The 12,390-nt window shown below is 59.2% G+C and carries 11 protein-coding genes; 10 read left to right on the top strand and 1 reads right to left on the bottom strand.

What is annotated here, in order from left to right; all coding sequences use genetic code 11:
- The first annotated feature begins 41 nt into the window (after positions 1 to 41).
- The 9 genes from plsX (at position 42) to putP (ending at position 8,544) form a co-directional block, all read left to right on the top strand.
- Complete coding sequence (gene plsX, locus LJ360_RS12480) at positions 42 to 1,043, top strand: phosphate acyltransferase PlsX (protein WP_091848508.1); 1,002 nt, start codon at positions 42 to 44, stop codon at positions 1,041 to 1,043.
- 120 nt (positions 1,044 to 1,163) lie between these two features.
- Positions 1,164 to 2,102, top strand: a complete 939-nt coding sequence (gene fabD / locus LJ360_RS12475) for an ACP S-malonyltransferase (RefSeq protein ID WP_091848507.1) — start codon at positions 1,164 to 1,166, stop codon at positions 2,100 to 2,102.
- A gap of 62 nt (positions 2,103 to 2,164) precedes the next feature.
- Positions 2,165 to 2,908 (top strand): 3-oxoacyl-ACP reductase FabG, encoded by a 744-nt coding sequence (fabG, locus tag LJ360_RS12470; protein ID WP_091848506.1) that lies wholly within the window; start codon positions 2,165 to 2,167, stop codon positions 2,906 to 2,908.
- 121 nt (positions 2,909 to 3,029) lie between these two features.
- Entirely contained in the window at positions 3,030 to 3,263 is a 234-nt protein-coding gene (acpP, locus tag LJ360_RS12465; protein WP_091848505.1) for an acyl carrier protein, read from the top strand.
- Between the two features lie 79 nt (positions 3,264 to 3,342).
- Entirely contained in the window at positions 3,343 to 4,176 is an 834-nt protein-coding gene (locus LJ360_RS12460) for an aminotransferase class IV (RefSeq protein WP_091848504.1), read from the top strand.
- The gene (gene mltG, locus LJ360_RS12455) at positions 4,173 to 5,231 is read left to right on the top strand and encodes an endolytic transglycosylase MltG (RefSeq protein WP_264994122.1); all 1,059 of its coding nucleotides are present in this window, start codon (positions 4,173 to 4,175) and stop codon (positions 5,229 to 5,231) included. The genes LJ360_RS12460 and mltG overlap by 4 nt, the downstream gene beginning before the upstream one ends.
- Positions 5,228 to 5,851, top strand: coding sequence for a dTMP kinase (tmk, locus tag LJ360_RS12450; RefSeq protein WP_091848502.1), 624 nt, complete (start codon positions 5,228 to 5,230; stop codon positions 5,849 to 5,851). Before mltG ends, tmk begins: the two co-directional genes overlap by 4 nt.
- A gap of 43 nt (positions 5,852 to 5,894) precedes the next feature.
- Positions 5,895 to 6,668 (top strand): helix-turn-helix transcriptional regulator, encoded by a 774-nt coding sequence (locus LJ360_RS12445; RefSeq protein ID WP_264994121.1) that lies wholly within the window; start codon positions 5,895 to 5,897, stop codon positions 6,666 to 6,668.
- A 385-nt stretch (positions 6,669 to 7,053) separates the two neighbouring features.
- A complete protein-coding gene (gene putP / locus LJ360_RS12440) occupies positions 7,054 to 8,544 on the top strand; it encodes a sodium/proline symporter PutP (protein WP_091848500.1) in 1,491 nt (496 codons plus the stop codon).
- 182 nt (positions 8,545 to 8,726) lie between these two features.
- Here the strand turns inward: putP and LJ360_RS12435 are convergent, their stop codons facing one another.
- On the bottom strand, positions 8,727 to 11,321 hold the full coding sequence (locus LJ360_RS12435) for a bifunctional aconitate hydratase 2/2-methylisocitrate dehydratase (protein ID WP_264994120.1): 2,595 nt from the start codon (positions 11,319 to 11,321) through the stop codon (positions 8,727 to 8,729).
- Between the two features lie 195 nt (positions 11,322 to 11,516).
- Between LJ360_RS12435 and LJ360_RS12430 the strand changes: the two genes are divergently transcribed.
- Positions 11,517 to 12,134, top strand: a complete 618-nt coding sequence (locus LJ360_RS12430) for a tRNA-(ms[2]io[6]A)-hydroxylase (RefSeq protein ID WP_264994119.1) — start codon at positions 11,517 to 11,519, stop codon at positions 12,132 to 12,134.
- The last annotated feature ends 256 nt before the right edge of the window (positions 12,135 to 12,390 follow it).

Genomic DNA, 12,390 nt, shown 5'->3' with positions numbered 1-12,390 from the left:
CCCTGAACGGCATTCCGGCTCATGCACGGTGAGATAGACTGGTGACTTCAGTAACACTTGCGATCGATGCCATGAGCGGTGATCGTGGTCCTGAAGTTGCCGTAGCGGCAGCCCTCGAGGCTGTTGCAGAAAACGAGGCCTTGACGCTGATCCTGGTGGGAAACCAGGCACAGCTCAAGGCCTTGTTGCATTCCGGCCATCCGCGTATCCGGGTAGAGCCCGCAGCGGATGTGGTGCGCATGAATGAACGACCCTCCCATGCGTTACGCCACAAGCAGAATGCCTCCATGGCTGTTGCCTTGCGCCTGGTTCGCGATGGTGACGCACAGGGCTGCGTAAGTGCTGGTAATACCGGTGCCCTTATGGCGTTTGGTCGCTCGTACCTCAAAATGTATCCGGGTATCGAGCGACCGGCTATCACCAAGCTTATTCCTTCGTTGCGTGGTCAGTGCCATGTGCTGGATCTGGGGGCCAATGTCGACGCCTCCGCCGAAAACCTCTACCAGTTTGCCCTGATGGGCTCTTTGATGGCATCGGCCGTCAGCGGTATACCAGAGCCCAGGGTGGCCCTCCTGAACGTCGGAGAAGAGGAGATCAAGGGCAACGAACAGGTCAGGCTCGCCTCCCATATGCTGGCGCAGTGCGAGACCCTGAACTATATCGGGTACGTTGAAGGCAGTGACTTGTTCCGCGACGTGGCGGATGTGGTGGTGTGCGACGGCTTTGTTGGCAATGTTGCACTGAAAACCGGCGAGGGGGTTGCCGGACTGTTGATCGAGTTACTTGAGCAGGCCTTTACCCGCGGCCTGTACAGTCGTCTGGTGGGCTTTCTTGCCAAGCCCATTATCGGTCGCCTGCTGCGGGATATGGATCCCACCCGCCACAATGGCGCCAGTTTGTTGGGATTGCAGGGTGTGGTGATCAAAAGCCACGGTAACGCCAATGAGCTGGCCATGAAGGCCGCTATTCGCCAGGCTGTACGGGAGGTGCAACTGGAAGTGCCCCGCCGCATCAACGAACGGCTGGACGACCTGGTGTTGTAACACCTGCGGTGAGAGTCCTGTAAGTCGACGCTCGTCACGGTGCCTTCATGGTCCTGGCAGGCGATTGCTTGTACTATTGGCTAATCTTACTGAACCACCAACCACGGTAAAATTTTCGTCATGAAAACAGCTTTTATATTTCCGGGACAAGGGTCTCAGTCAGTGGGTATGCTCAAGGCCGCGTCTGACGCCTGGCCGGTGGTCGAGCAGACCTTCACCGAAGCCTCCAATGTGTTGGGGTATGACCTGTGGGAGCTTTGCCAGAATGGCCCGGCGGAAGAACTTAACCAGACCATGGTGACCCAGCCGGCCCTGCTTACCGCCAGCATCGCCCTGTGGCGTCAGTGGTTTATTGCCGGTGGCCCCGAGCCTGACTACCTGGCAGGCCATAGCCTTGGCGAGTACAGTGCCCTGGTGGCGGCTGAAAGCCTCGATTTTTCCGATGCAATTCGCCTGGTTCGCCTGCGCGGCGAGTTGATGCAGACTGCGGTACCATCCGGTGAGGGCAGCATGGCGGCCATTCTCGGCCTGGATGACGAGCAGGTTATTGCCGCCTGTGAAGAAGCGGCTGAGGGGGATGTTGTATCAGCGGTGAACTTCAATGCCCCCGGCCAGGTGGTTATCGCCGGCAACAAGGCTGCGGTTGAGCGGGCCATTGCTGTTTGCAGTGAAAAGGGTGCCCGCAAGGCAATGCCGCTGCCGGTGAGTGTTCCGTCCCATTGCGCGCTGATGAAAGGGGCCGCAGAGGAGCTGGCAAAGGCCCTGAACGATGTCAGTTTCGGTAATGCCCTGACACCGGTAGTACAGAACGTGAGTGCCGAGCTGGTACAGGATGCTGACCAGCTCAAGGCGAACCTTGTGCAGCAGCTCTATTCACCGGTTCGCTGGACGGATTCCATGCGCCTGTTGGTGGAAGAAAATGTTGCCGTTGCGGCCGAGTGTGGCGCTGGCAAGGTGCTTGCCGGCCTGGCCAAGCGCATCGATCGCAGCCTCAAAGTGTTCAGCCTGGAGTCACCGGAGAGTCTGGACGGCGCCGTTGAGGCATTCCGCAAAGACTGAATCAGAAGACGCGCCGGCCGTTCTGGCCGGTGTTATCCAACATTGATGGAAGGGAGCATTCCATGTCTCTTGATGGCAAGATCGCACTGGTCACCGGTGCCACCCGCGGTATTGGTAAGGCCATTGCCGAAGCCCTTGGCAAGCAGGGCGCGACGGTTGTAGGTACTGCGACTTCCGAAGGCGGTGCAGACACCATTACCACCAATCTCAAGGATGCCGGCATAGAAGGCTTCGGTATGGTAATGGATGTATCCGATGCCAGTAGTGTCGAGGCCGGCCTGAAGAAAATGGCCGACGAGGTCGGAGCCCCGGTTATCCTCGTGAACAATGCTGGTATTACCCGCGATAACCTTCTGCTGCGTCTCAAGGAAGATGATTGGTCCGCCGTTATCGACACCAATCTTTCCAGCGTCTACCGTTTGAGCAAGGCTGTGCTTCGTGGCATGGCGAAGGCCCGCTGGGGACGCATCATCAACATCAGTTCGGTCGTGGCCGGTATGGGGAATGCCGGGCAGGGCAATTACTGCGCTGCCAAAGCCGGTGTTGAAGGATTTACCCGAAGCCTGGCGAAGGAAATGTCCAACCGCGGTATAACTGCCAACTGTGTAGCACCGGGGTTTATTGACACCGACATGACCAGGCAACTGGATGAAAACCAGCGTGGAGCCATGCTGGAAAATATCCCTGCGGGTCGCTTCGGTGCTCCGGAAGAAGTCGCTGCCGTGGTGGCATTCCTGGCCTCGGATGCGGCAGGTTACGTGACGGGTGATACCATCAACGTGAACGGTGGCATGTACATGGGGTGAAGGTGCTTGCTCCGGCCCCTTAATCCGAAAGGGTTTTATCTTCGTCCCTGCTTGTCTGCAGGTAGGGTTTACCATAAACTGGCAATCTTTCATTGCCTGGTCGACAAAAAGTGAGGAAATTATGAGTACAGTTGAAGAGCGCGTTAAGAAGATTGTTTGTGAACAGCTGGGCGTCAAGGAGTCCGAAGTTCAGAACTCTTCTTCTTTTGTAGAGGACCTGGGCGCTGACTCACTGGACACTGTTGAGCTGGTCATGGCTCTCGAAGAGGAATTCGAAACTGAAATTCCTGATGAGGAAGCCGAGAAGCTGACCAGCGTTCAGGATGCGATTGATTACATCAACGCACATAGCTGATCGTCTGTAAGCCAGGCAGAAGCCGTCCTGCTCCCGAGCAGGGCGGCTTTTTTGTATCTGCCGGAGTGACAGAGGCCTCATGGTGACGATCCATCTCGCAGATAATGAACCAGGGGACCTGGTGGTGCCCGCTGATGATCGTGGGCTTGCCTACGGGGATGGTTTGTTCGAGACCATCCTGGTTCACAATGGGGTGCCTCAGTTGCTGGAGGCTCATTGCTGCCGGCTGCTGGAAGGCGCCGCTCGTCTGGGTATCCCGCTGACGGCAGAAGAATTGCAGCAGGCGTTGGCCCGGGTGAGCCACCGGATGTCTGCGGTTCCTGCCCGGCAGGTGCTGAAGCTCTTGCTTACCCGTGGCAGCGGTGGCAGGGGTTACCGTCCGCCGGCAAGTCCCGGCCCCCGGCTCATTACCTCGGTAATGCCTGCACCGCCAGAACCGCCCGAGGCCGGTGTCGCTGTGGTGATTTCCGAAATCCCGTTGACCGTGAATCCTCGTCTGGCGGGTATCAAGTCACTCAATCGCCTGGAACAGGTCATGGCCAGCCGGGCCATGCCCGATGATTGCTATGAGGCGCTGATGTGCGGGGAGCAGGGTGATCTGCGGGAGGGTACCAGGACTGCTCTGCTGTACCTGTGGCAGGGCCGCTGGTTTACGCCCCCCCGTGACCGGGTTGCTGTGCGTAGCATCATGCTGTCCCATGTGGAGTATGGCCTGTCCCGGGAGGGTGTGCCGGTCAGCGAAGGGGAGCTCTTCCCGGCGCAGTGCTGGCAGCCGGAGTTTGGCGGGCTGTTTCTGCTGAACAGCGTTATCGGGGCAGTGCCGGTTCAAACTCTGGACGGTCGCAAGTTGCCTCGCCCGGAACAGCTTGCGACAATCGTCAGCCTTGCCAAACAACCTGAGGAGTTCCGTTGATCAAGTCTTTCCTTGTTGCCGTTGTCGCTTCGGTACTGGTGGCTGTTGCCGGCGCCGGATTGTGGGGCTGGCAGGGTATTGAGTCCCTGGAGGCTGACGCCGGGCTTGAAGAGCCAACGCTGTACATGGTCCCCCGTGGGTCGTCCTTTAACGCCGTTGCCCAGGACCTGGAAGAAATGGGTGTGGTGGACAAGGCGGTCTGGCTTAAATTGCTCGCCAGGATTGAACCTGAGCTGGCGTCCATTCGTGCCGGGGAATACGAGTTCCAGCCAGGCATGTCGGCCCGTGACATGATTTCGCTGATGGTCAGGGGTCAGACCAAGCCCCGCTTCGTGCAGTTTATTGAAGGCCGTCGCTTCCAGGATGCCCGGGCAGCCCTGGCTGATGCCGAATACCTTGAGCAAGTCACGGCAGACTGGTCGGCTGAGCAGATCATGTCGGAGCTGGGTGATGAAGGTGCACATCCGGAAGGCCGCTTCTTCCCGGATACCTACTCCTACCGACGGGGTGATTCTGACCTTGATATTCTCAGGCGGGCCTACGTGCGAATGAACAACGTGCTGGCCGAAGAGTGGGCCAATCGGGCCGAGGACCTGCCGTATGAAAGCCCCTACGAGGCCCTGATTATGGCTTCGATTATTGAGCGGGAAACCGGTGTTCCGGGGGAGCGCCGGGATATCGCCGGGGTTTTCGTACGTCGGCTGGAAAGGGGGATGAGGTTGCAGACCGATCCCACCGTTATTTACGGAATGGGTGACAGCTACCAGGGGCGCATTACCCGCCGCGACCTGCGTACCCATACACCTTACAATACCTACCGAATCTCCGGACTCCCTCCTACTCCAATCGCGCTACCAGGCCGGGCGGCTATCAATGCAGCGGTTAACCCGGCGGATGGGGATACATTGTTCTTCGTCGCCAAGGGCGACGGAAGCCATCAGTTCTCCCGGACGCTGGAAGACCACCAGCGGGCCGTCAGGGAATACCAGCTTAACCGTCGTGAGGACTATCGTTCGTTTCCGGCGCCAGCGAACGACAGCGAGGCCGGTAAATGACCCGCGGTCGCTTTATTACGTTTGAGGGCACCGAAGGGGTTGGCAAGTCCACCCAGCTGGAAACCGCCCGATCAGCCCTGGAGGCAGCCGGCATCGGGGTGCTGGTCACCCGGGAGCCCGGCGGCACGCCCATGGCGGAAGCTATCCGTGAACTGCTGCTGACACCACGGCAGGAGTCGGTCAATTCGATGACCGAGCTGTTGCTGATGTTCGCGGCCCGGGCCCAGCATCTCCATGAGCGTATAGTCCCCGCGCTGGAGCAAGGCACATGGGTGCTGTGTGACCGCTTTACGGATGCCACATACGCCTATCAGGGCGGTGGCCGTGGTGTCCCGCAGGAGCAGATTGCGGCGCTGGAACAACTGGTCCAGGGCGACCTGCGGCCCGACCATGTCATACTGCTTGACGCACCGGTCGAGGTAGGCATGGCAAGGGCACGAAGCCGCAGTGCGCCGGATCGGTTTGAACGGGAACAGGCAGCGTTCTTTCAGCGTATCCGTGATTGCTACCTGGAGCGGGCGCGGCTACAGCCACTGAGCTACCATGTGGTGGATGCGGCACAGCCCCTTTCGGATGTCAGCCGCCAGGTGTCGGGGCTGATAACGGGCCTTCTGGCCTGACGCCTCCGGAACTTCCTTACGGGCAGGCAAAAGAGAACCCACCATGCTGTCAGCGCGCCTCCAGACACTGCCTGAATTCACCCACCAGCACACCCATGACCACCATCAGGCAGTGATCGGCCTTTACGGGCGGGCGGAAGTGAACGTTGCCGGTCGGGAAGGCCGCCTGGATACCTGGCGAGCCTGCCTGGTGCCGGCCAGGATACCCCACGAATTTTCTGGCGGTCCTGAAAACCAGGTGCTGGTGATCAATGTGGATGCCTGGCACCCCCAGCCCGGGGAGGCGCATTGCCGGGACTTTGCTGCCATCAGGCGACTGTTCAGCAAGACCGTGGTAGTCGGGCTTGATGCCCATCTGCAACAGCTGGTACAGGTCTCGGCCACCGAGATACGACGGCCCTGTGCTGAACAGGGTATCCGCAACCATCTTGCCACGGCCATTTTGCTGGCGTTATCCGACCGGCTTGCCCGGGGAGCGGAGACCGTACCTCTGCGGCGGCCGGGGCTTGATCCGGAAAAGTTGCGGCAGTTTGTTCTCGAGAACCTCAATGAACGGATTACCGTCGAAGACCTGGCCGCCCAGGCCTGCCTGAGTCAGAGCCGGTTTCACGAGTTGTTCCGTAAGACCATGGCCACCAGTCCCTACCGGTTTTTGCTCAACACCCGTCTTGACCAGGCCTGTCAGATGCTCCGCACCACGTCGCTCCCGGTGGCGGATATCAGCGCCCGAACCGGGTTTTCCAGCCAGTCCGCTCTCACCACCGCCTTGCGTAAACACCGTGGCCTTACGCCGACCCAGCTTCGTAGTCACGCCTGAAACTGCCTGATTCCGTGAAACATCGTAGGAATTTGTAAAGTCTCAGAAGGAATTCGGAAGTGTCCCTGTCGGTGTAAGGTTAAATTAAACGATTATTAATCCGCAGCAGGTTTTCTGTTCGGTTGTGGCGCGCGATCAAGGGAAATGCGTGCTTCCAACAAGGTGCAAGTGGAATTTTTCGTTGAGCATCTATACTGAACAGTACTGATTAATCCTGTCGGGGGCGCAATTATGGCCCTCCGCTGCGGATCAGGAGGAACAAGGCAAAAGGAATTGGCCACGAAGTGATAAAAAATAACAGGTATTGCCCGCTTGTCCGTCGTGCGGCTCGCGGTTTGCCTGACGGTCGCTATTACCGGCCGTATCAACAAACTGGAGGAATTACATGGCTACGGGTGTATGGATTAGTCTGTTTGTCTACTTCGGGCTGATGATTGTCATCGGGCTCTATGCGATGCGCACGTCGACATCGTCCTCGGAGGACTACATGTTGGGCGGTCGGGCGCTGAGTCCGAAAGTGGCAGCGCTGTCTGCCGGTGCATCGGATATGAGCGGCTGGTTGCTGCTGGGGCTGCCAGGGGCTCTGTTCGTATCGGGGCTGGCGTCTGCCTGGATCGGCATCGGCCTGTTCGTGGGGGCGTTTATCAACTGGGTTATCGTCGCTCCACGTTTGCGGGAGCAGACGGTCCATTATGGTAATGCCATCACCATTCCCGCCTTCCTGGCCAACCGGTTTCCGACCCAGGCGCTTTCACTGCGAACGGTTTCGGCGATCGTCATCGTGATTTTCTTCGCCGTCTACACGGCATCAGGCCTGGTGGCCGGTGGCAAGCTGTTCGAGAGCGCGTTCTCTGAAATCATCAACGTACCCGGCATGAGTGACTATGCGGTCGGCATCCTGATCACCCTCGGTGTCGTCCTGGCTTATACGGTTGTTGGTGGTTTCCTGGCAGTGAGCATGACTGACTTCGTACAGGGCTGCATCATGATGCTGGCACTGGTCATCATGCCGGCCGTCGTGCTCTTTGGCGAAGGTGGTGGCGGCTATGCCCAGGCATCCCAGACCCTGAACGAAGTGGATCCGACACTGCTGTCCTGGACCGAGGGACTGACCATTATCGGCTGGCTCTCTGCGGTAACCTGGGGGCTGGGCTATTTCGGCCAGCCACATATCATCGTGCGTTTCATGGCCATCCGTACCCTCAAGGATGTACCCATTGCTCGCAACATTGGTATGACCTGGATGGGGATCTCGCTGATTGGCGCTATCTCACTGGGCATCTTTGGTCGGGCCTACGCCGTACGTAATGGCCTGGATGTCGCCGACCCGGAAACCATCTTCATTATCCTGTCAGACCTGCTGTTCCATCCGCTGATTACCGGTTTCCTGTACGCAGCGTTACTGGCTGCGGTGATGAGTACCATTTCCAGTCAGCTGCTGGTGTCTTCGTCATCACTGACTGAGGACTTCTATCGCTTGTTCCTTCGCAAGGAGGCAACAGACCGGGAGTGTGTGAACGTAGGTCGCGCCTGCGTAGTGGCTGTAGGCCTGGTGGCAGCGCTCATTGCGTCTGACCCGGAATCCCAGGTACTGGCGCTGGTCAGTAACGCCTGGGCCGGCTTCGGTGCGGCCTTCGGCCCGCTGATCATCCTGTCCCTGATGTGGCCACGTACCAACGGTGCGGGCGCCATTGCAGGCCTGGTGGTTGGGGCGGCAACGGTGATGATCTGGATCTCCCTGGGCTGGAACGGCTCGTTCATGGGCGGCCCCGGCGTCTATGAAATCATCCCCGGCTTCATTGCCGCCTGGGTTGCCATCATGGTGGTCAGCCTGGCGACTTCCGACGCAGGTGAGTACCAGCATATCGAGCGGTAACACACCGGTGTCACGAACCAGTGATTGACAGGGCTCCTTCGGGAGCCCTTTTTTACAGGTGCTTACGGAGCCCGGCCGGCGCACCACCAGGTGAGCCAGCCAGCCTCCAGCCATAAAAAAAACGCCAACCCGAAGGCTGGCGTTTTCGATATTCAGGGGCCCGATAACACCGGGCCCTGAAATCAGGCTACCCGAGCGGACTTCGCCTTCTCGGAATACTCTTCCATCTGGTCGAAGTTCATGTAGCGGTAGATTTCCGCCGACATGCTGTTCAGGTCCTTGGCGTACTCCATGTACTCTGCCGGTGTCGGCAGTTTGCCCAGTACCGCACCCACAGCCGCCAGTTCCGCAGAGGTCAGGTACACATTGGCACCATCGCCCAGGCGGTTCGGGAAGTTACGGGTCGAGGTGGACAGAACCGTGGACTTGGCAGCCACACGTGCCTGGTTACCCATGCACAGGGAGCAACCCGGCATCTCGGTGCGAACACCGGCGGTGCCGTAGGTGTTGAAGTAGCCTTCGTCCATCAGCTGCTGCTGATCCATCTTGGTGGGAGGAGACATCCACAGACGTGTTTTCAGAGGCTCTTTGTTCTGCTCCAGCAGCTTGCCGGCTGCACGGAAGTGGCCAATGTTGGTCATGCAGGAGCCGATGAACACCTCGTCCACCTTGTCGCCTGCGACTTCAGACAGGAACTTGGCATCGTCCGGGTCGTTGGGACAGCAGACGATGGGCTCCTTGATGTCGGCCAGGTCGATTTCCACCACGTGGGCGTACTCTGCGTCCTTGTCGGCGCGCATCAGCTTCGGATCCTTCAGCCATTCTTCCATCTGCTGGGCGCGACGCTCCAGGGTGCGCGGGTCGCCGTAACCTTCGGCAATCATCCAGCGCAGCATGGTGATGTTGGAGCGCAGGTACTCAGCCACGGACTCTTCAGACAGGTTGATGGTACAACCGGCTGCAGAGCGCTCGGCGGAGGCGTCAGACAGCTCGAACGCCTGCTCAACAGTCAGGTGCTCCAGGCCTTCGATCTCGAGGATGCGGCCGGAGAATTCGTTGATCTTGCCCTTCTTCTCGACGGTCAGCAGGCCTTCCTTGATGCCGTACAGCGGAATGGCATGGACCAGGTCACGCAGGGTGATACCCGGCTGCATTTCGCCCTTGAAGCGAACCAGCACAGACTCAGGCATATCCAGCGGCATAACGCCGGTGGCCGCAGCAAAGGCTACCAGGCCGGAACCGGCCGGGAAGGAGATGCCCATGGGGAAGCGGGTATGAGAGTCACCGCCGGTACCAACGGTGTCCGGCAGCAGCATACGGTTCAGCCAGGAGTGGATGATACCGTCACCCGGACGCAGGGATACACCGCCACGGGTACGGATAAAGTCCGGCAGGGTGTGCTGCATTTCCACGTCAACCGGCTTCGGATAGGCAGCGGTGTGACAGAAGGACTGCATGACCAGGTCGGCCTGGAAGCCCAGACACGCCAGGTCTTTCAGCTCGTCCCGGGTCATCGGGCCGGTGGTGTCCTGGGAACCCACGGTGGTCATGTGAGGCTCGCAGTAGGTGCCCGGGCGAACGCCCTGGCCTTCTTCCAGGCCGCAGGCCTTGCCAACCATCTTCTGGCCCAGGGTGAAGCCCTTGGTGCCGGCTTCCGGGTCCTTCGGCAGGCGGAAGATATCGGTGGCGCCCATGCCCAGTGCCGCCCGGGCCTTGGTGGTCAGGCCACGACCAATGATCAGCGGGATACGGCCACCGGCCTGCACCTCGTCCAGGATCACGTCAGACTTGAACTTGAACTCGGAGATGGTCTCGCCAGCCTCGTTCAGGATCTTGCCTTCATAGGGACGGATCTCGATCACGTCGCCCATGTTCATGTCGTCTACGGGTGCTTCGAAAACCAGGGCGCCTGCGTCTTCCATGGTGTTGAAGAAGATCGGGGCAACCTTGTTACCGATGCATACGCCACCGGCACGCTTGTTGGGAACGCCCGGGACATCTTCGCCGAAGAACCACAGTACAGAGTTGGTGGCGGACTTACGGGAAGAACCGGTACCTACCACGTCGCCGACAAAGGCAACCGGCAGGCCCTTGGACTTGATTTCATCGATCTGGCCCATCGGGCCAGTGACGCCAGGCTCTTCCGGCTTCAGGCCATCACGCTCCATTTTATAGGCGGCGCGTGCGTGCAGCGGAATGTCCGGGCGGGACCAGGCATCCGGAGCCGGGGACAGGTCGTCAGTGTTAGTCTCACCGGTTACCTTGAACACTACCATTTTGGTGCTCTCGGGAACCTTCTTCTTGCTGGTGAACCACTCGGAGTTGGCCCAGGATTCGACCACCTCTTTGGCGACGGCATTGCCGGCGTCCATCTTTTCCTTCACGTCGTTGAAGGCGTCGAACATCAGCAGGGTTTTCTTGAGCTTCTCGCCGGCCAGCTTGGCCAGCTCATCATTGTCCAGAAGCTCAACCAGGGTAGCGATGTTGTAGCCGCCCTGCATCATGCCCAGCAGCTCAACCGCTTTTTCCTTGTTCAGCAGCGGGCTGGTAGCCTCGCCCTTGGCGATGGCAGACAGGAAACCGGCCTTCACGTAGGCGGCTTCGTCAACGCCCGGCGGAATGCGATTTTCCAGCAGGTAAACCAGGAACTCTTCCTCACCCTTGGGCGGGTTTTTCAGCAGTTCCACCAGCTCGGCGGTCTGCTCGGCGTTCAAAGGCTTGGGGGGAATGCCCAGAGCTTCGCGCTCTGCAACGTGTTCACGATATGCTTCTAACACGATATAGACCCTCATCAGTTGGGGAAACCCGCGCGGGCCCGTGAGCTGGCGGGCGTTGTTGTGTGGAAAAGGCCACGAATCGGCGCTGCATTCTATAGGAATCAGGGGGTAAAGTTAAGCTGGCCTATGGTCGGAGACTGAACATATCCTGATGTATACTCCCCGCGCCAATCGAACCTTCAGCCGGATTCCGTTATGTCTGATACCAGCGCCGCCCTTGCCGAAATTCACGATTTCCTGCCCTGCCGCACCCCTCAACTATGGATCGACAATGCCCTGGCGAACCAGGACCTGATGTTGATTGACCATGCCCATTGCGAGAAGAAGGCGGCGTCGACGGCATTGAGTCTGATGTACCGTTACGTGGACAACACCGATTTGCTGAACAAGATGTCCCGGTTGGCCAGGGAGGAGTTGCGGCACTTTGAGCAGGTGCTGGCGATCATGAAGAAGCGGGGGGTCGAGTACGGTCATTTGTCGCCGGCCCGCTATGCCGCGGGGCTGCGGTCGCTGGTTCGTAGCGAGGATCCTGGCCGGCTGGTGGATGTATTGATTGTTGGTGCAATTATCGAGGCGCGTTCCTGCGAGCGGTTTGCGGCGCTGGCGCCGTTTCTGGACGACAAGCTGGCGGATTTCTATAACAGCCTGCTGAAGTCCGAGGCCCGGCATTACCAGGATTATCTGAAGCTGGCGGAGCAGGCGAATGGTGGGCCGGTGGAAGATCGAGTGGCGGAGTTTCTCGCCATCGAGAAGGAGTTAATTGAGGCTCCTGATGATGCGTTCCGTTTTCATAGCGGCCCAGTAAATACTTGAGGCCAGGGTTCTACGGGCGGTATCGCTGTAGTTGCAGCGAGTCGGGTTGGGAACGCTTTTCCGGACCCTGGAGCGCCAGGGACGGCGCGACGGAGCCCTACAGGGATGTATTCACGGGGCGTGTCCGGAAAAGCGTTACCGGCCCGGGTCGCCCGGCAGCACATTAACAGGCTGGTTACTGTACCTCAACGAAGCGGGCAAAGGCTGAGCCTTGCCTCCCATGTAAACTTGTTTCTTGAACACGGTCTGCGGAACC

This window comes from Marinobacter sp. AN1, assembly GCF_026013985.1.
GTDB classification, from domain to species: domain Bacteria; phylum Pseudomonadota; class Gammaproteobacteria; order Pseudomonadales; family Oleiphilaceae; genus Marinobacter; species Marinobacter segnicrescens.
This window is presented reverse-complemented; position numbering and strand designations above follow the sequence as displayed.

Coding starts and splice junctions, on each gene's coding strand:
- fabD (WP_091848507.1), top strand. CDS start 1,164: ATGAAAACAGCTTTTATATTTCCGGGACAAGGGTCTCAGTCAGTGGGT.
- fabG (WP_091848506.1), top strand. CDS start 2,165: ATGTCTCTTGATGGCAAGATCGCACTGGTCACCGGTGCCACCCGCGGT.
- acpP (WP_091848505.1), top strand. CDS start 3,030: ATGAGTACAGTTGAAGAGCGCGTTAAGAAGATTGTTTGTGAACAGCTG.
- LJ360_RS12460 (WP_091848504.1), top strand. CDS start 3,343: ATGGTGACGATCCATCTCGCAGATAATGAACCAGGGGACCTGGTGGTG.
- tmk (WP_091848502.1), top strand. CDS start 5,228: ATGACCCGCGGTCGCTTTATTACGTTTGAGGGCACCGAAGGGGTTGGC.
- LJ360_RS12445 (WP_264994121.1), top strand. CDS start 5,895: ATGCTGTCAGCGCGCCTCCAGACACTGCCTGAATTCACCCACCAGCAC.
- putP (WP_091848500.1), top strand. CDS start 7,054: ATGGCTACGGGTGTATGGATTAGTCTGTTTGTCTACTTCGGGCTGATG.
- LJ360_RS12430 (WP_264994119.1), top strand. CDS start 11,517: ATGTCTGATACCAGCGCCGCCCTTGCCGAAATTCACGATTTCCTGCCC.